Annotated in this window: 25 protein-coding genes; 21 read left to right on the top strand and 4 right to left on the bottom strand. The window is 62.5% G+C overall.

Going from position 1 to position 20,702, the window contains the following annotated elements:
• The first annotated feature begins 38 nt into the window (after positions 1–38).
• The 3 genes from AC1RTB_RS18815 to AC1RTB_RS18805 all read left to right on the top strand — a co-directional run bounded on the left by AC1RTB_RS18815 (position 39) and on the right by AC1RTB_RS18805 (position 1,904).
• On the top strand, positions 39–656 hold the full coding sequence (locus tag AC1RTB_RS18815) for a TetR/AcrR family transcriptional regulator (protein WP_492880303.1): 618 nt from the start codon (positions 39–41) through the stop codon (positions 654–656).
• Between the two features lie 66 nt (positions 657–722).
• A complete protein-coding gene (locus AC1RTB_RS18810) occupies positions 723–1,649 on the top strand; it encodes a histone deacetylase family protein (RefSeq protein WP_492880011.1) in 927 nt (308 codons plus the stop codon).
• Positions 1,650–1,652: 3 nt separating this feature from the next.
• Positions 1,653–1,904 (top strand): exodeoxyribonuclease VII small subunit, encoded by a 252-nt coding sequence (locus AC1RTB_RS18805; protein WP_055978295.1) that lies wholly within the window; start codon positions 1,653–1,655, stop codon positions 1,902–1,904.
• A gap of 12 nt (positions 1,905–1,916) precedes the next feature.
• Here the strand turns inward: AC1RTB_RS18805 and AC1RTB_RS18800 are convergent, their stop codons facing one another.
• Positions 1,917–2,309: a winged helix-turn-helix transcriptional regulator gene (locus AC1RTB_RS18800; RefSeq protein ID WP_492880012.1), complete on the bottom strand. Its 393-nt coding sequence runs from the start codon at positions 2,307–2,309 to the stop codon at positions 1,917–1,919.
• A gap of 84 nt (positions 2,310–2,393) precedes the next feature.
• Here AC1RTB_RS18800 and AC1RTB_RS18795 point away from each other — a divergent pair, with 84 nt between their 5' ends.
• The 6 genes from AC1RTB_RS18795 (at position 2,394) to AC1RTB_RS18770 (ending at position 8,250) form a co-directional block, all read left to right on the top strand.
• Complete coding sequence (locus AC1RTB_RS18795) at positions 2,394–2,765, top strand: MAPEG family protein (protein ID WP_492880013.1); 372 nt, start codon at positions 2,394–2,396, stop codon at positions 2,763–2,765.
• Positions 2,766–2,859: 94 nt separating this feature from the next.
• Positions 2,860–3,126: a DUF2277 domain-containing protein gene (locus AC1RTB_RS18790; RefSeq protein WP_492880014.1), complete on the top strand. Its 267-nt coding sequence runs from the start codon at positions 2,860–2,862 to the stop codon at positions 3,124–3,126.
• 55 nt (positions 3,127–3,181) lie between these two features.
• Positions 3,182–4,102, top strand: a complete 921-nt coding sequence (locus tag AC1RTB_RS18785; RefSeq protein WP_492880015.1) for a pirin family protein — start codon at positions 3,182–3,184, stop codon at positions 4,100–4,102.
• Positions 4,103–4,180: 78 nt separating this feature from the next.
• Entirely contained in the window at positions 4,181–6,094 is a 1,914-nt protein-coding gene (gene dxs / locus AC1RTB_RS18780; protein ID WP_492880016.1) for a 1-deoxy-D-xylulose-5-phosphate synthase, read from the top strand.
• A 144-nt stretch (positions 6,095–6,238) separates the two neighbouring features.
• Positions 6,239–7,012 (top strand): TlyA family RNA methyltransferase, encoded by a 774-nt coding sequence (locus AC1RTB_RS18775; RefSeq protein WP_492880017.1) that lies wholly within the window; start codon positions 6,239–6,241, stop codon positions 7,010–7,012.
• Positions 7,009–8,250 (top strand): class I SAM-dependent RNA methyltransferase, encoded by a 1,242-nt coding sequence (locus AC1RTB_RS18770; RefSeq protein WP_492880018.1) that lies wholly within the window; start codon positions 7,009–7,011, stop codon positions 8,248–8,250. The genes AC1RTB_RS18775 and AC1RTB_RS18770 overlap by 4 nt, the downstream gene beginning before the upstream one ends.
• A gap of 63 nt (positions 8,251–8,313) precedes the next feature.
• Here AC1RTB_RS18770 and tldD read toward each other — a convergent pair whose 3' ends face one another.
• The 3 genes from tldD to AC1RTB_RS18755 form a co-directional block, all read right to left on the bottom strand.
• Positions 8,314–9,726: a metalloprotease TldD gene (gene tldD / locus AC1RTB_RS18765; protein ID WP_492880019.1), complete on the bottom strand. Its 1,413-nt coding sequence runs from the start codon at positions 9,724–9,726 to the stop codon at positions 8,314–8,316.
• A gap of 62 nt (positions 9,727–9,788) precedes the next feature.
• Entirely contained in the window at positions 9,789–10,307 is a 519-nt protein-coding gene (locus AC1RTB_RS18760; protein ID WP_492880304.1) for a GNAT family N-acetyltransferase, read from the bottom strand.
• A 6-nt stretch (positions 10,308–10,313) separates the two neighbouring features.
• Entirely contained in the window at positions 10,314–10,793 is a 480-nt protein-coding gene (locus tag AC1RTB_RS18755) for an invasion associated locus B family protein (RefSeq protein ID WP_245432147.1), read from the bottom strand.
• Positions 10,794–11,209: 416 nt separating this feature from the next.
• Here AC1RTB_RS18755 and coxB point away from each other — a divergent pair, with 416 nt between their 5' ends.
• From coxB to rnhA, 12 genes are all read left to right on the top strand, one after another.
• Positions 11,210–12,076: a cytochrome c oxidase subunit II gene (gene coxB / locus AC1RTB_RS18750; RefSeq protein WP_492880020.1), complete on the top strand. Its 867-nt coding sequence runs from the start codon at positions 11,210–11,212 to the stop codon at positions 12,074–12,076.
• Positions 12,077–12,111: 35 nt separating this feature from the next.
• On the top strand, positions 12,112–13,761 hold the full coding sequence (gene ctaD, locus AC1RTB_RS18745) for a cytochrome c oxidase subunit I (RefSeq protein WP_492880021.1): 1,650 nt from the start codon (positions 12,112–12,114) through the stop codon (positions 13,759–13,761).
• Positions 13,762–13,836: 75 nt separating this feature from the next.
• Entirely contained in the window at positions 13,837–14,778 is a 942-nt protein-coding gene (locus AC1RTB_RS18740) for a heme o synthase (protein ID WP_492880022.1), read from the top strand.
• Between the two features lies 1 nt (position 14,779).
• Positions 14,780–14,938 carry a cytochrome c oxidase system small membrane protein gene (locus tag AC1RTB_RS18735; RefSeq protein WP_492880024.1) on the top strand — a complete coding sequence of 53 codons (159 nt, stop codon included), beginning with the start codon at positions 14,780–14,782 and terminating at the stop codon, positions 14,936–14,938.
• A gap of 8 nt (positions 14,939–14,946) precedes the next feature.
• Positions 14,947–15,579 carry a cytochrome c oxidase assembly protein gene (locus tag AC1RTB_RS18730; protein ID WP_492880025.1) on the top strand — a complete coding sequence of 211 codons (633 nt, stop codon included), beginning with the start codon at positions 14,947–14,949 and terminating at the stop codon, positions 15,577–15,579.
• Between the two features lies 1 nt (position 15,580).
• Entirely contained in the window at positions 15,581–16,468 is an 888-nt protein-coding gene (locus AC1RTB_RS18725) for a cytochrome c oxidase subunit 3 (protein WP_492880026.1), read from the top strand.
• Positions 16,469–16,552: 84 nt separating this feature from the next.
• A complete protein-coding gene (locus AC1RTB_RS18720) occupies positions 16,553–17,044 on the top strand; it encodes a L,D-transpeptidase family protein (RefSeq protein WP_492880027.1) in 492 nt (163 codons plus the stop codon).
• A complete protein-coding gene (locus AC1RTB_RS18715) occupies positions 17,041–17,427 on the top strand; it encodes a DUF983 domain-containing protein (RefSeq protein WP_492880028.1) in 387 nt (128 codons plus the stop codon). Before AC1RTB_RS18720 ends, AC1RTB_RS18715 begins: the two co-directional genes overlap by 4 nt.
• On the top strand, positions 17,424–18,179 hold the full coding sequence (locus AC1RTB_RS18710) for an SURF1 family protein (RefSeq protein WP_492880029.1): 756 nt from the start codon (positions 17,424–17,426) through the stop codon (positions 18,177–18,179). Before AC1RTB_RS18715 ends, AC1RTB_RS18710 begins: the two co-directional genes overlap by 4 nt.
• A gap of 68 nt (positions 18,180–18,247) precedes the next feature.
• Complete coding sequence (gene ispH / locus AC1RTB_RS18705) at positions 18,248–19,258, top strand: 4-hydroxy-3-methylbut-2-enyl diphosphate reductase (protein ID WP_492880030.1); 1,011 nt, start codon at positions 18,248–18,250, stop codon at positions 19,256–19,258.
• Complete coding sequence (locus AC1RTB_RS18700; RefSeq protein ID WP_492880031.1) at positions 19,258–20,220, top strand: homoserine kinase; 963 nt, start codon at positions 19,258–19,260, stop codon at positions 20,218–20,220. The genes ispH and AC1RTB_RS18700 overlap by 1 nt, the downstream gene beginning before the upstream one ends.
• On the top strand, positions 20,217–20,699 hold the full coding sequence (gene rnhA, locus AC1RTB_RS18695; RefSeq protein WP_492880032.1) for a ribonuclease HI: 483 nt from the start codon (positions 20,217–20,219) through the stop codon (positions 20,697–20,699). The genes AC1RTB_RS18700 and rnhA overlap by 4 nt, the downstream gene beginning before the upstream one ends.
• Positions 20,700–20,702: the final 3 nt, after the last annotated feature.

The following is a 20,702-nucleotide window of genomic DNA, read 5'->3' as shown; positions in this document are numbered from 1 at the left end:
AAGAAACTATGAGGACTGCGCACAAACCCCGCAGCGAGATGATTGCTGAAACACGTGCAAAGCTAACTGCTGCCGCGCGGCGGGCATTCGCGACGGTGGGCTACGCGAATGCATCAATGGACGATTTTACCGCCGAGGCGGGGCTCACGCGTGGCGCGCTCTATCATCACTTTGGAGACAAGAAGGGTCTGTTCGAGGCCGTGGTGGCCCAGATCGACCATGAGATGTCGTTACGCCTCAGTGCCATCTCCGCCAAGGCCAGGACCCGCTGGCAGGGCTTCGTCGACGAGAACATCGCCTATGTCGAAATGGCGCTGGAACCGGAAATTCAGCGCATCGTGTTGCGCGACGGCCCGGCAGTCCTCGGCGATCCGGCGCAATGGCCCAATGCCAACGCATGTATCCTGGCGATCACGAAGAACCTCGCTGCGCTCAAGCAGGAGGGCGTCATACGTGATATCGACCCGGAAGCGATGGCACGGCTGATCAGTGGCGCTTCGCTCTACGCAGCGCAGTGGATCGCCACCTCCGAGGACCCCGGCGCGACGTCCGAGAAAGCTGTGAAGGCTTTCCGAGCGCTCATGGAGGGGCTCCTGCTCAACGGCCAGCCCCCAATTGAACTTCACTCATCCTCGGTCGGCACCGGCATCACGTAGCCGATTTCCCCAGAGGTTTGACAGGTACTGCATGGTCTGGCCGGCCATTGCTGATAAGGTGGGGTGATGACCACCCGGCTCTATTCCCACCCCATCTATCTGGAGCACCTGACGACGCCGGGGCATCCCGAGCGCCCAGACAGGCTGCGCGCCATCGAGCGCGCGCTCGACGACGAGCCTTTCGAAATGCTCGATCGTGCCGAAGCACCCATGGGTGACGAACAGACAATTCTCTCCGTTCATCCCGAGAAATTTGTCGAAAAGATCCGCCGGCAGGTACCCACCGAAGGCCTCGCCACGATCGACGGCGATACCACGCTGAGCCCGAAAAGCTGGCAGGCGGCTCTCACCGCGATCGGTGCCGCAAACGCCGCGGTCGACGATGTCTTCTCCGGCAAGATCGACAATGTCTTCGTCGCCTCGCGCCCGCCGGGCCATCATGCCGAAAAGACCACGGCGATGGGTTTTTGTCTGTTCAACAATGCAGCGATCGCGGCGCGCTATGCGCAGCGCAAGCACGGTGCCGAGCGGGTAGCGATCATCGACTGGGACGTGCATCACGGCAACGGCACCCAGGACATCTTCTGGGACGATCCATCAGTGCTTTATTGCTCGACGCACCAGATGCCGCTGTTTCCCGGCACCGGCGCCAAAAGTGAGACGGGTGCGGGCAATATAGTCAACGCACCGCTCGCGCCCAACACCGGCAGCGATCATTTTCGCGAGGCGATCCGCTCGCGCGTTTTGCCCGCTCTCGAGCGTTTCGCGCCCGACCTGATCATCATTTCGGCCGGCTTCGACGCGCATCATCGCGACCCGCTGGCCGAGATCAATCTGACCGAAGCCGATTTCGACTGGGCGACCGGGCAATTGATGGATAGTGCTGCACGCCACTCCAGCAATCGTCTCGTCAGCCTGCTTGAGGGTGGCTACGATCTTCACGGGCTGGCCTTTTCGGTGGCCGCCCACGTCACACGCCTGATGAAAGGATGAACCATGGCCGCTGAGCCCAATGACGAAATCAAGGCGATGAGCTTCGAACAGGCGCTTGCGGCACTGGAAAAGATCGTCGACGATCTTGAGCGTGGCGACGTGCCGCTTGACCAGTCGATCAAGATCTATGAGCGCGGCGAGGCGTTGAAGGCGCATTGCGACCGCCTGTTGAAGGCAGCCGAGGACAAGGTCGAAAAGATTCGCTTGTCCCGCGACGGCAAGCCGGTGGGCACGGAGCCGCTCGACGCGGAGTGAGCGACGTCCCGTTCAGCCCGCGGCGGCACCCCCGTCGCCGCCCATAAAATCGCCGGGCCGTGCAGCATAGAAGCGTTCCGGCGCTGTCCAGCGGTCCGGTATCTGCGTTTCACCCCAGCGGGCAAGCTCTTGCAGGGCGGGAATGAGTGCTGCGCCTTTCGCGGTCAGCGCATAGGCGCCCCGGATCGCACCCTTGCGTGACTGTGCCTGCACGATGAGGCCGGCGTCTTCCAGGCGCCGCAACCTTTCGGCCAGGATGTTGGTCGAGATCTTTTCCGGCGTCGACAGGAAATCCGAATAGCTCGTCGCACCCATCACCATCGATCGAATGATCACAAGCGACCACTTGTCGCCGACGATGTCGAGCGCCGAGGCGATGGGGCATGCGGAACGGAACTGGGTCATGGCAGCATGGTGGATTTTTAACTTGCAAAATGCAAGTGAGAAATGATTAGCTGACCGGGCAAGGTCCGGTTGGGAGGGAAAGCCATGCTGCCAATAACGTCGACGACCGCCGCGCTCGCGGCTGTCGCTCTGGTCGTCCTGAGCATTGCGGTAAGCCTGCGGCGCAAAAAGGTCGGGGTTAAGATCGGCCTGAGTGAGGACACCACCTTGATGCGGCGCATCCGTGCCCAGGGCAACTTCACCGAATATGTGCCGCTTGCCCTGATCCTGCTCGCGCTCGCCGAATATCGTCAGGCGCCGGTGGCGATGCTGTGGACCATCGCCGGCTTGCTGGTTGTTGGCCGCTGCCTTCACGTCGCGGGGATGATGACGGGAAAAACGCCGTTGAGCGCGCCCGGCATGGTGGGAACCTACGGCGCGCTTCTCCTCGGCGCTGGCGCCCTGATGTTTGGGTGACACTGTTCACGCTGGCAGGCGGGCTAGCTTGACCTTGCGGCCCATTGGGCCCAGTTAAAAGGTGCCCAAATGGTGGAAAGCCCGGGAGCAGGCGATGTGCCGTAACATCAAGACATTGTTCAATTTCGATCCGCCGGCAACGCATGACGAGATCCGCGACGCCGCGCTGCAGTTTGTCCGCAAGCTGAGCGGTTCGACAAAGCCTTCTAAGAAAAACGAGGAGGCGTTTAACCACGCGGTCGACAGGATCACTGATGCAGCGCACGACCTGCTGCATTCGATGGAAACGCACCAGCATCCGCGCAATCGCGAGGAAGAAGCCGCCAAGGCGAAGGCACGATCGGCGCTGAGGTTTGCCTGAGTGTTGTGCTACCCTTGGTGACAGCAACTCCCATCGCACCAGCTAGGATGTGGCCATGAGCTTTTTCCCCGCACCCGACCCAACGCCCGGCGACGCTTTTTCCTGCGACGCCATCGAGCTGATGGTTATCCCCAACGCCAAGGACATTGACGGTTTCCAGGTCCGCCGCGCCTTGCCGACGGCCAAGCGCCGGCTGGTCGGGCCGTTCATCTTCTTCGACCGCATGGGCCCGGCGATCCTGCGCGCCGGCCACGCGCTCGACGTGCGCCCGCACCCGCATATCGGTCTTGCGACCGTCACCTACCTGTTCGACGGCAAGATCCGGCACCGCGATTCGCTCGGCACCGAGATGGTCATCGCGCCGGGCGACGTGAACCTGATGACGGCGGGCAGGGGGATCGTCCATTCCGAGCGCACGCCCGAGGAACTGCGCGGCGCGCCGATGTCGGTTTCGGGTCTGCAGACATGGCTGGCCCTGCCTGACGGCAAGGAGGAAGTGGCGCCGCTGTTTGAAAACACTGGCTATGCCGACCTGCCGACATTCGCCGCCGACGGCGCCTCCGGCCGGCTCATCATCGGCGATTTCAAAGGGCTGCGCTCGCCGGTGCGAGCGGCGTCCGACACGCTCTACGCCGACATTTCGCTCGCGCCCGGTGCAAGGATCAAAATCCCTGCCGATGCCGAGGAACGCGCCATCTATACGCTGGATGGCGAGCTCGATATTTTGGGCGACCGTTTTCCCCCCGAGCGGCTTTTGGTGCTCCGGCCCGGCGACGAGATCGTCGTTGGCTCTGAAAACGGTGCGCATTTCATGCTGTTCGGCGGCGCGTCGCTGGGTTCCAAGCGCTACATCTGGTGGAATTTCGTCTCCTCGTCGAGAGAACGCATTGAGCAGGCCAAGAACGAATGGAAGACCAGGCGCTTCGATATCGTTCCTGGCGACGAGGAAGAATTCATTCCGCTGCCCGAAAGCTGAGCCGCGTCACCTCCACGCATTTACTTTCGCAGCCTGTGGACGTATCTGCCAAAGGTTAACTGATGTTAGTGCTGAGTGATGAACGCAAAACCTGAAACGCCCCTTCTGGACAAGGTCCGCCTGCCGTCCGACCTGCGCGCGCTTGACGAGGGCCAGCTGCCGCAGCTGGCCGCCGAGTTGCGGGCCGAGTTGATCGACGCGGTGTCGCAGACGGGCGGCCATCTGGGGGCTGGCCTCGGCGTTGTCGAGCTGACGGTCGCGTTGCATTACGTCTTCGACACGCCTGACGACCGCATCATCTGGGACGTCGGCCATCAGGCTTATCCGCACAAGATCCTGACCGGCCGCCGCGACCGCATCCGTACGCTGCGCCAGGAGAACGGTCTTTCCGGTTTCACCAAGCGTACCGAGAGCGAATACGATCCTTTCGGCGCGGCGCACTCGTCGACCTCGATTTCCGCTGGCCTCGGCATGGCGGTGGCACGCGACCTCAGCGGTGGCCGCAACAACGTCATTTCCGTCATTGGCGACGGCGCGATGTCGGCCGGCATGGCCTATGAGGCAATGAACAATGCCGGTGCGCTGGACGCGCGCCTGATCGTCATCCTCAACGACAATGACATGTCTATCGCACCGCCGGCGGGCGCGATGAGCGCCTATTTGGCGCGTCTTGCATCCGGCCGCACCTATGCCGGCGTGCGCGAGCTCGGCAAGAAGCTGACCTCATATCTCGGACGCCGCGTCGACCGTGCCATCACCCGTGCGGTCGAACATGCGCGGGGCTTTGTCACTGGCGGCACGCTGTTTGAGGAGATGGGCTTCTTCCACATCGGCCCGATCGACGGCCACAATCTCGAGCATCTGATTCCGGTGCTGAAGAATGTCCGCGACAATGGCACTGGCCCCGTGCTGATCCATGTCGTGACCCAGAAGGGCAAGGGCTACGCGCCTGCCGAAGCCGCCTCCGACAAATATCATGGCGTCAACAAGTTCGACGTCATCACCGGGGCCCAGGCCAAGGCGCCTGCCAATGCGCCTGCCTATACCAAGGTGTTTGCCGAAAGCCTGGTCCAGGAAGCGCGCCTCGACGACAAGATCGTCGCCGTCACCGCCGCCATGCCGTCGGGCACCGGCCTCGACCTGTTTGGCGAGGCATTTCCGTCGCGAACCTTCGATGTCGGCATTGCCGAGCAGCATGCGGTGACCTTTGCCGCTGGTCTGGCGACCGAAGGCTACAGGCCGTTTGTTGCGATCTACTCGACCTTCCTGCAACGCGCCTACGACCAGGTCGTGCACGACGTCGCCATCCAGAAACTGCCGGTTCGTTTCCCGATCGACCGCGCCGGTTTTGTTGGCGCGGACGGGCCGACCCATTGCGGCGCCTTCGACACGACCTATCTCGCCTCTTTGCCCGACTTCGTCGTCATGGCCGCCGCCGATGAGGCGGAACTGCGCCATATGGTGCGCACGGCAGCCGAATATGACGAAGGCCCGATCTCGTTCCGCTATCCCAGGGGCAATGGCGTCGGTGTCGACATGCCCGAGCGCGGCTCTGTGCTGGAGATCGGCAAGGGCAGGGTGGTCAAGGAAGGCACCAAGGTCGCACTGCTGTCATTCGGCACGCGGCTCAAGGAATGCCTTCTCGCTGCCGAGGAACTCGGGGCTGCCGGCCTGTCGACCACTGTCGCCGATGCGCGCTTTGCCAAGCCGCTTGACGAGGATCTGATCCGCCGCCTGGCGCGCTCGCACGAGGTGCTGGTCACGGTCGAGGAAGGCTCTGTCGGCGGCTTCTCCAGCCAGGTGCTCGATTTCCTCGCCCGCAACGGCCTGCTCGACAATGGCCTGAAGGTGCGTCCGCTGACGCTGCCCGACAGCTTCGTCGACCATGCCAATCCCGACAAGATGTATGTCGATGCCGGCCTCGATTCGGGCGGCATCGTGCGCGCCGTCTTCGCAGCGCTTGGCAAGTCGGCCCAGGCCGTCCGCGCCTGAGCATTTCGAGTGAGCGCTTGCCTTGCAGGCGCGCATTCGCCATTGAAAGCCATGGAAATCTCAAGGCAAGCTCGCGCATCGGCCCGAAAATCGAAATCGATTTTCGGAAAGCACGATGCGCAGACACAAGAAGCTGGAGCGCCTTTGCGCGTCCAATCGGACGCGCAGCACTCCGGAGCCAGCCTGCGGCTCGACGAATTGCTCGTCAGCCGCGGTTTTTTTGCCAGCCGCTCGCGCGCTCGCGACGCCGTGGCGCGCGGAGCGGTGACCGTCGGTGGCCAGCCGGCGAAGAAGCCGGGACAAACAGTTGCCGCAGATGTCGCGATCGCGGTTGATGACCCGGCGCAGGCTTATGTCTCACGCGCCGCGCTCAAGCTGATCGCCGGTCTCGACCATTTCGGCTTCGACCCCTCAGGCGCCCACGCGCTCGACATTGGCGCGTCGACCGGTGGTTTCACGCAAGTGCTGCTCGAACGCGGTGCTGCGCATGTGGTGGCGATCGACGTCGGTCACGGCCAGATGGACGAAAAGCTGCGCGCCGATCCGCGCGTGACCTGCCTGGAAGGGCTCAATGCGCGTAATCTGACATCGGATGATCTTGGCGGTCAAAAGCCTGATCTCCTGGTCTCGGATGTCAGTTTCATTTCGCTGCGCCTGGCCTTGCCCAACGCGCTCGAACTGGCCGTGTCGGGCGCCAAGGGCGTGTTCCTGGTCAAGCCGCAGTTCGAAGCCGGCCGCGAGGCGATCGGCAAGGGCGGCCTGCTCAAGAACGCTGAAGACGGCCCGCGCATGGCCGAAGAGCTGCGCGCGTGGCTTGATACTATTCCGGGCTGGCGCGCGCTCGGCATCTGCGCCTCGCCGCTCGAAGGCGGTGACGGCAACCGCGAATATCTGCTCGGTGGAGTGAAAGATCGATGACGACTCGTTTCGAAATTGCGCGGCTGGGCGCGCATGGCGACGGCGTCGTCGATGCCAATGGCGGGCATATCTTCATCCCCTTCGCGCTGCCGGGAGAGACGGTGACCGCCGCGCGCGAAAAGGACCGTGCGCAACTGCTCGCGGTGATCGAGCCGTCGCCTCAACGCATCGAGCCCGCCTGCCGCCATTTCACCGAATGCGGCGGCTGCGCCATCCAGCATCTCGAGGAAAGTGCTTATCGCGACTGGAAGCGCGGCCTTGTGGTCCAGGCGCTGAAGGCGAGGGGCATCGAAACACCGGTCGGCGATCTCATTGCATGTCCGCCGCACAGCCGGCGCCGCGCCGCCTTTACAGCACGCAACACCGAAACCGGACTGCATCTCGGCTACAACAAGGCATTTTCCAACCTCCTTATCGACATCGAGGAATGCCCCGTTCTTCTGCCCGAGATCGTCGAGGCGAGTGCTGTGCTGCGTCACCTGGCCGGCATCATCGCCAACACATCCAAGCCTTTCAGGTTCCTGGTCACCGCAACCGAGTCCGGTTTTGACGTGGCCGCTGCCGATTGCGGCAAGCCGACCGAAGCGATCCGCCGTGCGGCGACCGATTTCGTCATCAAGTCCAAGATCGCCAGGCTCTCCATCGACGGCGAGATCGTCGTCGAGCCGACCAAGCCGATGCTGACCTTCGGTGCTGCGACGGTGACTCCGCCGCCGGGCGCGTTCGTTCAGGCGGTAGCCGAGGCCGAGGACGCGATGGTCACGCTCGTCACCGGCCATATGCGCAAGGCCAAGAAGGTCGCCGACCTCTATTCGGGCTGCGGCACCTTCGCGCTCAGGCTCGCCGCCAATTCGGAGGTTCATGCGGTGGAGGGCGATGGCCCGTCACTTGCAGCGCTTGATCGCGGCTTCCGCTTTGCCAATGGCTTGAAACGCGTCACCATCGAGCGCCGCGACCTCGACCGGCGCCCGCTGACCTTCAAGGAGCTGAATGCCTTCGACGGCATCGTCTTCGACCCGCCGCGTGCCGGTGCCGAGGATCAGTGCAAGCAGATCGCCCGCTCGGACGTACCCACGGTGGCGGCTGTGTCGTGCAACCCGGCGACGCTCGCGCGGGACCTGCGCATCCTTATCGACGGCGGCTATACGCTGAAGGCTGTGACACCGATCGACCAGTTCCTCTGGTCGCACCATGTCGAGGCTGTGGCATTGCTGGAAAAGCCGAAAAAGAGGCGCTGAGGGGCGGCTTGATAGTTAGGTATCACCACGCGGAGCGGGTGATACCTAAACGCCCTTTATGTATCACACCCTGGTGCCGCCGACCGTCATCTGGTTCATCCTGAGATGCGGTTGGCCGACGCCGACGGGTACGCCCTGGCCGGCCTTGCCGCACATGCCGATGCCGGTGTCGAGCTTCATGTCGTTGCCGACCATGCTGACGCGATGCATCGCGTCGGGGCCGTTGCCGATCAGCATCGCGCCCTTGATCGGCTGGGTCACCTTGCCGTTTTCGATCATGTAGGCCTCGGTGCAGCCGAACACGAACTTGCCCGAGGTGATGTCGACCTGGCCGCCACCGAACGACACGGCATAGATGCCGTTCTTGACCGAGGCGATGATCTCCTGCGGGTCCATGTCGCCTGAGGTCATGTAGGTGTTGGTCATGCGCGGCATCGGCTGGTGCGCATAGGATTCGCGGCGGCCGTTGCCTGTCGCCTTCATGCCCATCAGGCGCGCGTTCTGGCGGTCCTGCATGTAGCCGACAAGCTTGCCGTCCTCGATCAGCACGTTGCGTCCGCTCGGTGTGCCCTCGTCATCGACGGTGAGCGAGCCACGGCGTTCGGCGATCGTGCCGTCGTCGACGACGGTGACGCCCTTGGCCGCGACCTGCTGGCCCAGCAGGCCGGCAAAAGCCGAGGTCTTCTTGCGGTTGAAGTCGCCTTCCAGCCCGTGGCCGACGGCCTCGTGCAGCATCACGCCGGGCCAGCCGCTCGACAAGACGATGTCGAAGGTGCCGGCAGGGGCGGGGATGGCTTCCAGATTGACCAACGCCTGGCGAAGTGCTTGGCCGGCCGCATCCTTCCAGCTTTCCTCGGTCAGGAACTCGTCGAAGCTCTTGCGTCCGCCAGCGCCGTATGAGCCGCTTTCCTGGCGGTCGCCGTCGCCGACGACAACAGAAACACTCATGCGTACCAGCGGGCGAATGTCGCGCACCACCTGGCCGTCGCCGCGCAGGATCTCGACATGCTGCCACGACGAGGCCAGCGATGCGGTCACCTGGCGGACGCGCGGGTCCTTGTCGCGCAGCCAGCCGTCGATTTCCTGCAACAGCTTGGCCTTGGCCTCGAAGGACGGCGAGGTGATGGGGTTTTCCTCGCTATAGAGATGCCGGTTGGTACGAGCAGGCGCTGCGGCGAGTGTGCCGGAATAGCCGCCCTTGACGGCGGAGACCGCGTCGGAGGCGCGCAGCAATGCCTGTTCAGACAGGTCGCTCGAATGCGCATAGCCCGTCGCCTCGCCGGCAACGGAGCGCAGGCCAAACCCCTGGTCGGTGTTGAAACTGGCCGTCTTCAGCCGGCCGTTGTCGAACATCAGCGCTTCGCCCTCGCTATATTCGAGGAACAATTCGCCGTCGTCCGCACCCTCGATCGTCTCGGCGACGATCTCGCGTACGCGGTCTTCTGAAATGTCGAACTGGCTGAGAAGGCTGGTCATGGCGCTTGCCCTTCAATAAACGATTTTACCGGATGTAGGCGCGCGGGCACCGTTAGGCAACGTCACGACGAGGCGAGGCGACCCGGAGCCAAGCGTCGTGCCATCATGATTTCGTCGATTTCCCGACCTTCGTGAAGAATGCCGCCGGGTATGCGGCCGATTTCTTGAAAGCCTTCGCGAAGGTAAAATCGCATGGCTGCGGGATTTTCCGCGCTTACAGCCAGTTCAACCTGTCGGACACCCAAAGTGCGGGAGTGATCAAGCAGCAGGTCAAGCATGGCGACGGCGCGTCCGCCGCCTCGTTCGCTCTCGCGCAAATACACCATGATGATGGTCGCGCGATGCACCATCTTGCTGGCCTGCTGCTGCATAAGCCCCATGATGCCGACAGGCTCCTCGTCCCGAAAGGAAACGACGACGGAATTGTTGCTGAGACGTCGCTGCCATTCCTCATCGGGGAGCCTTGCCCAGTCCCGTTCGCTGCTGGCAAAGGCTTCCGGAGTCGTGCGCAAGGCTTCCAGGCGAATTCGCTTGAAAACCTCGTAATCTTCAGGAACGAGCAACTTCAAGGTCAAGGACAGGCGACCTCAGGGCAGTGCGGCGAAACCTTCGCCGAAGCCGTTGAGGTCGACTGGGATGCCGATGCCTTCTTCAGGGGTCTGGAAGACGATGAAGGTGGCCGATTTGCCGGTTTTCAGCGTGTCGAGCAGGGTCTTGTCGAGGATCACTTCGGCATAGCAGCCGTCCTGGAAGCAACGCACGAAATAAGCGCGGCCGATGTCCTTCTGGTCGACGTTGAGACCCAGCCCGTTGGGCAGGAGCACACCGAGCGGGGCGAGCACGCGCAGGATCTCGGCCTTGTTGTCGGCGGTGCGCAGGATGACCACAGACAGCCCCATCTCCGGGCGGTCTTCGGCGATGACGTTTTGCATCATCACGCATTGTTCGTTGGTGGCACCCGCGGGCGTGTCGCAGATGATCGACCAGGCGCCATGGGTGGACTTGACCGTGCCGCTTTGCTGCGCGCCGGCTTGCATGGGAACCACGCAGGCAGCGGCGACCAACATTTTCGCCACGGTTTTAAAAAGCCCAGACTTCATGACGGCTCCATTGCGAATCACGACCGTTCAGGCCGTGCAGGCAGCAAGTAAATAACAAGACAGCGTCTTCGCCATCCTGCAATCTCAGGTTTTCCAGACATTCGAGCCCAATTTGGCCCGAATTGCGACGCCTTTCGAGGGCATGGCAGCGCAAAGCGGGCGAATAGCCAGTCCGCCTGCGCGTTCTTCAACTAGCGCCAAACGCGTCGCGGCGCCAGCCTCTGTGCCTGCGCGCAAAAATGCCGCATGACTTCCGCCTCTGCTTCCTTGCGGTTGGAAAGAGAGTATGGTTTGAACCTCCGAACGTCTCTGGGATTCCCGTCCCGGAGCGGCACGATGTCCTTGCGGCTATGCCCGCACGGAAATGGGAGATACTGAGGGCGATGAGAAAGATCTTTGCTAGCGCCGTCGCGGCGACTGCTTCCCTTGCCAGCGTCGCGGCCTATGCGGCACAGCCGACGCCTTGGCAGACCACCTTCCAGCCGGCCGCGACCGGTATCATGGAACAGATCACCTGGTTCGAGCGCTACACGCTGTGGTTCATCATCCCGATCACGCTCTTCGTGCTCGTGCTTTTGGCCTATTGCATCGTGCGGTTCCGGGCGAGCGCCAACCCGGTGCCGTCGCGCACCAGCCACAACACGCTGATCGAGGTCGTCTGGACCGTCGGTCCAGTCGTGATTCTGCTGTTTTTGGCGATCCCGTCCTTCCAGCTCCTGACGGCGCAGTATTCGCCGCCGGAAGAAGCCAAGCTGACGATCAAGGCGACGGCCAACCAGTGGAACTGGGACTATGAGTACCAGAACGCCGAGCCGCTCTCCTTCAACTCGGCGATGCTCGCTGAAACTGACCGCACCGCTGCAGGCAAGGAAGACAAGGCGGCCTATCCGCGTCTTCTCGCCGTGGACAACGAGGTTGTGGTTCCGGTCAGCGCGATGGTCCGCGTCCTGGTCACCGCCAGCGACGTCATCCACGCCTTCGCCATGCCGGCTTTCGGCGTGAAGACTGACGCGGTGCCGGGCCGTATCAACGAGATCTGGTTCAAGGCTGACAAGGAAGGCCTCTACTACGGCCAGTGCTCCGAGCTTTGCGGCAAGGATCACGCCTACATGCCGATCGCAATTCGCGTCGTCTCCGACGCACAATACAACACGTGGCTTGCCGCCGCGAAGTCCGACCTGCCAGGTGCCAACAAGGCGCTGATGGCTGAGACGGACGGTGCGGCCAAGGTCGCGGCCGCCGGCAACTGAGCCGCGGCAAATAGGATCAGGGAACGGAGCGGAACATGGCAGGCGCTGCAGCTCACGACCATCACGACCACAAGCCGACGGGCTGGGTTCGGTGGGTGTATTCGACCAACCACAAAGATATTGGCACGATGTACCTGATCTTCGCGATTTTCGCGGGGATCGTCGGCGGCTTCCTGTCGGTGATGATGCGCTGGGAACTTGCCCATCCGGGCATTCAGATCTTCAGCGGCCTGGCCGAGATGGTCTACGGCGTCAACGGCGATGCCGCGATCGATGCCGGCAAGAGCATGTACAATGCCTTCACCACGGCGCACGGCCTGGTCATGATCTTCTTCATGGTCATGCCCGCGCTGATCGGTGGTTTCGCCAACTGGATGGTTCCGATCATGATCGGCGCGCCTGACATGGCGTTCCCGCGCATGAACAACATCTCGTTCTGGCTGCTTCCGCCGGCCTTCATCCTGCTGATCCTGTCGGCGTTCATGCCGAGCGCTCCGGGCGCCCATGGCGTCGGTGGTGGCTGGACGATCTATCCGCCGCTGTCGACTTCGGGCCAGCCTGGGCCTGCGATGGATCTCGCGATCCTGTCGCTGCACATCGCCGGTGCCTCGTCGATCCTCGGTGCGATCAACTTCATCACCACGATCTTCAACATGCGCGCTCCGGGCATGACGCTGCACAAGATGCCGCTGTTTGCCTGGTCGGTGCTGATCACCGCCTTCCTGCTGCTGCTTTCGCTGCCGGTTCTGGCAGGTGGCATCACCATGCTTCTGACCGACCGCAATTTCGGCACGACCTTCTTCGCGCCTGAAGGCGGCGGCGATCCGATCCTGTTCCAGCACCTGTTCTGGTTCTTCGGTCACCCGGAAGTGTACATCCTGATCCTGCCGGGCTTCGGCATCGTCAGCCACATCGTGTCGACCTTCTCGAAGAAGCCGATCTTCGGCTACCTCGGCATGGCCTATGCCATGGTCGCCATCGGCGCCGTCGGCTTCGTCGTGTGGGCTCACCACATGTACACAACCGGCCTGTCGCTCGACACGCAGCGCTACTTCGTCTTCGCTACGATGGTCATCGCGGTGCCGACGGGCGTGAAGATCTTCTCGTGGATCGCCACCATGTGGGGCGGCTCCATCTCGATGAAGACCCCGATGCTGTGGGCGATCGGCTTCATCTTCCTGTTCACCGTCGGTGGCGTCACGGGCGTGCAGCTGGCCAACGCCGGTCTCGACCGTTCGCTGCACGACACCTATTACGTCGTCGCGCACTTCCACTACGTGCTGTCGCTGGGTGCCGTGTTCGCGATCTTCGCGGCCTGGTACTACTGGTTCCCGAAGATGAGCGGCTACATGTACTCGCCGATGATCGCCAACACCCACTTCTGGGTGACGTTCGTCGGCGTGAACCTGGTGTTCTTCCCGCAGCATTTCCTCGGCCTTGCCGGCATGCCGCGCCGCTACATCGACTATCCCGATGCGTTCGCGGGCTGGAACATGGTGTCGTCCTACGGCTCCTATATCTCGGCCGTCGGCGTGCTGATCTTCCTGTTCGGCGTCTTCGAAGCCTTCTCCAAGAAGCGCGTCGCTGGTGCCAACCCCTGGGGCGAGGGTGCGACCACGCTTGAATGGCAGCTGCCTTCGCCGCCGCCTTTCCACCAGTGGGAACAGCTGCCGAAGATCAAGTAAGGCACTGACTGAACTACGAAGCCGCCGGCCAGACCGGCGGCTTCGGCCAAACGGAACGACTGGACGTAAGTACGCATGGCCCTTGTCCACAACCGGTTTGAAGACCAAACCATCCGCATGTCGGAAGCGACGGCGGGCGATTTCTTCGCCCTGCTGAAGCCGCGTGTCATGTCGCTGGTCGTCTTCACGGCATTTGTCGGCATGGTTGCCGCGCCCGAGACCATCAACCCGTTCCTCGCCATTGTCGCGATCCTTGCGATTGCCATAGGCGCTGGCGCTTCGGGTGCCCTCAACATGTGGTATGACGCCGACATCGACGCCGTCATGACGCGCACGGCCAACCGGCCGGTGCCGTCGGGCAAGGTGACGCCCCATGAGGCGCTGACCTTCGGCCTGGTGCTGTCGGTCCTTTCGGTGATGACGCTCGGCGTCCTCATCAACTGGCTGTCGGCGGCGCTGCTTGCCTTCACCATCTTCTTTTACGCCGTCATCTACACGATGTGGCTCAAGCGCTGGACGCCGCAGAACATCGTCATCGGTGGCGCGGCCGGTGCGCTGCCGCCGATGATCGGCTGGGCCGCCATGACCGGCTCCGTCAGCTTCGAGAGCTTCGTGCTCTTCCTCATCACCTTCTTGTGGACGCCGCCGCATTTCTGGGCGCTCGCGCTGTTCAAGTCGCAGGACTATGAGCGCGCCGGCATTCCGATGATGCCGAACGTCGCCGGAGAGGCTTCGACCCGCCGCCAGATCTTCGCCTATTCGCTGCTGCTGGCGCCCGTTGGCGTGGCGCCCTGGCTGCTCGGCTACACCACAATCGGCTACGGCGTGGTTTCGCTGGCGCTCGGCGCAGGCTTTGTCTGGTACGCCTGGAAGGTGCTTCGCATGCCCGACAGCGACCGGGTGATGAAGCCCGCCAAGGCGCTGTTTGGCTATTCGCTGCTTTACCTGTTCGTGATCTTTGCGGCCTATCTGGCCGACAGCGTCATCGAGCGTGTCTTTGCGCTTGGAGGCGCATGATATGTCGGACAACAGTTTCGTTACGCTCACTGACAAGCAAAAGAAGGCGCGCCGCAGCCGCAACATCGCCATTGGCCTGGCGTTGGCAGCACTTGTCATCATCTTTTATCTCGCCACGATAGCGAAGTTCGGCCCTGGTATTCTGGATCGGGCGATTTGAGCAACGGCATGACCAACGAAACGCAGCCCGTCGACCCCAAGAAGCAGAGCTCCAACCGCATGGTTGCGGGCATGTGCATCGCCTTTGTCGGCAGCATGGTCGGCATGGCTTATGCCGCCGTTCCGCTCTACGCGATGTTCTGCCAGGTCACCGGTTATGGCGGCACGACCCAGCGCGTCGAGCAGTATTCCGACAAGATCCTCGACCGTGAGATCACCGTCCGCTTCGACGCCAACACGTCGGGCGGGTTGCCGTGGAACTTCCAGCCGGTGGCGCGTGACGTCAAGATCAAGATCGGCGAGACGACCCAGATCCACTACACGGCCAAGAATATGTTCGACGCCCCGACCCAGGGCCGCGCGACGTTCAATGTCACGCCGGAACTGGCGGGTTCTTATTTCAACAAGGTCGAGTGTTTCTGCTTCACCGACACGACGCTGAAGCCGGGCGAGACGCTCGACATGCCGGTCGTCTTTTATGTTGATCCGGCGATCGTCGACGAGCCCGACCTCAAGGACCTCAGGACGATCACCTTGTCCTACACCTTTTTCCCGATTGAGGGGGAAAAGCCCGTAGCAGCCGCGCCAAAGGTTGACGGCGAAGCGAAAAATGTTAATTCCGACGGAAAAGCCGGGGGCTGATATGGCAGACGCGCACGCGAAACCACAACACGACTATCACATCATCGATCCTAGCCCGTGGCCGTTCCTCGGCTCGCTGGGCGCGCTCGTCATGGCGTTCGGCGGCGTCGCCTGGATGCAGCACATGAAGGGCAGCGTCTTCCCGATCTTCGGCTTCAACGCCGCCAACGCCAATTACTGGATCTTCGCGATCGGCCTGCTGATCGTGCTTTACACCATGTTCGGCTGGTGGTCGGACACGATCAAGGAAGGCAATGAGGGGCATCACACGCGCGTCGTGTCGCTGCACCTGCGCTATGGCATGATCATGTTCATCGCCTCCGAGGTGATGTTCTTCGTCGCCTGGTTCTGGGCGTTCTTCGACGCAGCACTGTTCCCGGGCGAAGTCCACCAGGTGACGCGTGCGGCGTTCACCGGCGGTGTCTGGCCTCCGAAGGGCATCGAGGTTCTCGATCCTTTCCACCTGCCGCTCTACAACACCATCATCCTGCTGCTCTCGGGCACGGCGGTGACCTGGGCGCACCACGCGCTGCTGCACAATGATCGCAAGGGCCTGGTCAATGGTCTCGCGCTGACGGTTGGCCTCGGCATCCTGTTCTCCTTCGTGCAGGCTTACGAGTACATCCACGCACCGTTCGCTTTCCGCGACTCGATCTACGGCGCGACCTTCTTCATGGCGACCGGCTTCCATGGCTTCCACGTCATCATCGGCACGATCTTCCTGGCGGTGTGCCTGTTCCGCGCCATGGCCGGCGGTTTCACGCCGAAGCAGCATTTCGGCTTCGAGGCAGCTGCCTGGTACTGGCACTTCGTCGACGTGGTCTGGCTGTTCCTGTTCACCGCGATCTACGTCTGGGGTTCGTCGGGCGGCACCATCGCTCACGGCTGATCGATCCGGTCTTTGATGCAAGGCGGTCGCGGCAACGCGGCCGCCTTCTCTTTTTGGACGCTTTTCTGCGGCAACCACGCGGCAATGTTGACCAGCCGCTTCGCCCTGCCTTTGATTGCCCTCGTTGCTTCAACGATGTCCGCGCACGCCGACGTCGTCGACCTGGTGCGGGTGGGCAAGTCCGAGCGCCGGCTGGAGCTGGTATCAGGCGACAAGGTGGTTCGCAGCTATGCTGTCGCGCTCGGTGCGAGCCCGGTTGGCCACAAGGGCCAGGAAGGCGACGAGCGCACGCCTGAAGGCCGCTATGTGCTTGATTGGCGCAACCCCGGCAGCAGCTATTACCGCTCGATCCACATCTCCTACCCGAATGCCGATGACGTGGCTGCGGCAAAGAGGGCAGGTGTAGTGGCAGGCGGAATGATTATGATCCACGGCCAGCCCAATGGGTATGGCTGGTGGTCCTGGCTGATGCAGATGTTCGACTGGACGAATGGCTGTATCGCAGTTACCGACGAAGAAATGGCGGAGATCTGGCAGATGGTCGAAAACGGAACTCCCATTGAGATAAATCCATGAGCGAAGACAAAGCGATCTGGCCACCGGTCGATCCGATCACGGCCGGGCTCAAGGGGCGCTGTCCGCGCTGCGGCGAGGGCAAGCTGTTTTCGAGCTTCCTGACCGTCGGCAAGGAATGCGGCGTCTGCCGTCTCGACTATTCCTTCGCCGACGCCGGCGATGGGCCGGCAGTGTTTGTCATCCTGATCATCGGCTTCGTGGTCGTTGGTCTCGCGCTGTGGATGGAAGTGACGCTGTCGCCGCCGCTGTGGCTCCACCTGCTGCTCTGGATTCCGTTGACCTTGATTCTCGCCCTCGGCTCGCTGCGGCTGATCAAGGGCGTGCTGATCACGCTGCAATACCGTAACAAGGCCGCCGAAGGGCGTTTGGACAAGGGCGAATGAGCGACCAGAATACGATGTCCGCTCCGGCGCGCCGCTCCGGGCTTGTGCTGATGCTTGTGCTCGGCACGATCGCGTTCGCGCTCTTGATCGCGCTCGGCAGCTGGCAGGTCCAACGCCTTTTCTGGAAAGAAGATCTGATCGCCCAGATCGCCTCCCGTACCCAATCACAGCCGCTGCCATTGTCCGAGATGGAAGTGAAGTTCCGCGCCACCGGCGACGTCGACTATTGGCCGGTGACTGTGAGCGGAACGTTTGTGCATGAAGGCGAGCGGCACTTCTTCGCCACCTGGGAAGGCCAGTCGGGCTTTTATATCTACACTCCACTCAAGCTGGACGATGGTCGTTTTGCGCTGGTGAACCGCGGCTTTGTTCCCTACGACCTTAAGGATGCGGCCAAGCGGCCGGCCGGCCAGGTGACGGGTCCGGTCAGCATCGTCGGGCTGGCGCGCAATCCGCTCGCTGCCAAGCCGGGCTCGCTGGTGCCGGACAATGATCCGGCGAAGAACATCTTTTACTGGAAGGATCGCGACGTGATGGCCGCGACCGCCGGTTTGCCGGCTGGCGCTGCCGTGGTGCCATTCTTCATCGATGCCGACAAGACTGCCAACCCGGGCGGCCTGCCTGTCGGTGGCGTCACCATGGTCGATATGCCCAACAACCATCTGCAATATGCCGTCACATGGTATGGGCTTGCGCTTGCACTTCTGGGCGTCATGGGCTTTTGGCTGCTGCGCCGGCCCGACAGCAAATGAGGCAGAGCCTCCCTTGACAGCAAGGGGGTGCAGACATCATTTCGGCACTGAATAAAGAACCGGATTAAATGCCCCAGACGCTGACAAAACCGCCCCTGACAATCAGGCTCTGCCAGCCGCGCGGCTTTTGCGCAGGCGTCGACCGTGCGATCCAGATCGTTGTTCTGGCGCTCAAGAAATATGGCGCGCCGGTCTTTGTGCGCCACGAGATCGTGCACAACCGCTACGTCGTCGAGGGGCTGCAGAATCTCGGCGCGGTGTTCATCGAAGAGCTGAGCGAAATCCCGCCCGAGCACCAGGATGCGCCGGTGGTGTTTTCCGCCCATGGCGTGCCGAAGTCAGTGCCGGCCGATGCGGTCGCGCGCAATCTCTTCTATCTCGACGCGACCTGCCCGCTGGTCTCCAAGGTGCACAAGCAGGCGATGCGCCATCAGCGCAAGGGCCGCCATGTGCTGTTGATCGGCCACGCCGGCCACCCTGAAGTGATCGGCACCATGGGGCAGTTGAACGAGGGCGCGGTGACGCTGATCGAGACAGAGGCCGACGTTCGGAATTTCGCGCCAGCGGATCCGGAAGCGCTCGGCTTCGTCACCCAGACCACGCTGTCGGTCGAAGACACGGCGGGCATCCTGAAAGCACTTCAGGAAAAGTTCCCGGCGATGCAGGCGCCTGCCGCCGAATCGATCTGTTATGCCACCACAAACCGCCAGGACGCGGTGAAGGAGACGGCACCGGGTGCCGATCTCTACCTCGTGGTCGGCGCGCCGAACTCTTCCAATTCGCGCCGCCTCGTCGAAGTCGCCGAGCGGGCAGGGGCCAAGATGTCGCTGCTGGTTCAGCGCGCGTCGGAGATTCCGTGGAACGACATCGGCTCGATCGCTACGCTGGGCCTGTCGGCGGGTGCTTCGGCACCGGAGATCATCGTCGACGAGATCATCAACGCTTTCCGCGAACGCTTTGAGGTGAACGTGGAACTCGCGATAACGGCGACAGAGACGGAGGATTTTCCGGTGATGCGGGTATTGCGCGACGTCGAGCTGACGCCAGCCGACATGGCCTTCGTCAACGGTAACGGCTGATGGCTGTCTATACCGACGTCGGCGAGGGCGAGCTCGAAGCGTTCCTGCGCAACTATCCGGTCGGCGAGCTTCTGTCCTACAAGGGCATCGCCGAAGGCACCGAAAACACCAATTTCCTGCTGCATACCACGACCGGGTCGTACATCCTGACGCTGTATGAGAAGCGGGTCGAAAGATCCGACCTGCCGTTCTTCCTCGGCCTGATGCAGCACCTCGCCCACAAGGGCATCTCCTGTCCGCTGCCGGTCGAGGGCAAGGACGGCAATGTCGTAGGCGAGCTGGCAGGCCGCCCGGCGGTGGTCATCACCTTCCTTGAAGGCATGTGGTTGCGCCGGCCCAAGGTCGTGCATTGCCGCGAGGTTGGCAGGGCGCTAGCCGAGCTGCACATCGCCGGCCAGGACTTTGCGATGACGCGTCCGAACTCGCTCGCCATCGATGGCTGGCGCAAGCTGTGGGACCCAGCCCACCCGCGCGCCGACGAGGTCGAGCTTGGCCTTGCCAGGGAAGTCGACGCCGACTTCGCCGAATTCGAGAAAAGCTGGCCGAAGGACCTGCCTTCGGGCGTCATCCATGCCGACCTGTTTCCCGACAACGTCTTTTTTCTTGGCGACAAGCTGTCGGGCCTGATCGACTTCTATTTCGCCTGCAACGACTTTTACGCCTACGACCTCGCCACCTGCCTCAATGCGTGGTGTTTCGAGAAGGACTTTTCCTTCAACCTGACCAAGGGCACGGCACTGCTGGACGGCTACCAGAGCGTCCGGCCGCTATCCGCGGACGAGAAGGCGGCACTGCCCATCCTGGCGCGGGGTTCGGCACTGCGCTTCATGCTGACGCGGCTCTATGACTGGCTGACGGTGCCGGATGGCGGGCTGGTCATGAAGCGCGATCCGTCGGAATATATCCGCCGCCTGCGTTTCCATCGGACGATCAAGTCCGCCCAAGAATACGGCCTGAAATGACAAAGCATATCGAGATTTTCACCGACGGAGCCTGTTCGGGCAATCCGGGCCCTGGCGGCTGGGGCGCGATCATGCGCTACAACGGCAAGACCAAGGAACTCTCCGGTGGCGAGGCAGAGACGACCAACAACCGCATGGAGTTGCTCGCAGCGATCTCGGCGCTCAACGCGCTGAAGGAGCCATGCACCGTCGATCTGCACACCGACAGCAAATACGTCATGGACGGGATCTCCAAATGGATCCACGGCTGGAAGAAGAATGGCTGGAAGACCGCCGACAAGAAGCCGGTGAAGAATGGCGAGCTGTGGCAGGCGCTGGATGAAGCCAACAAGCGTCACAAGGTGACGTGGCACTGGGTCAAGGGCCATGCCGGCCATGCCGAGAACGAGCGCGCTGACGAGCTGGCGCGCGAGGGCATGGCGCCCTTCAAGAGCGGACGCAGCGGACCACCGGCCGGATTGCGCGCCGCCAAGGGCTGACGA

This window comes from Aminobacter sp. GW821-FHT11F06 (genome assembly GCF_058808215.1).
The sequence above is the reverse complement of the archived record's forward strand: the minus strand, read 5'-3'. Positions and strand labels throughout refer to the sequence as shown.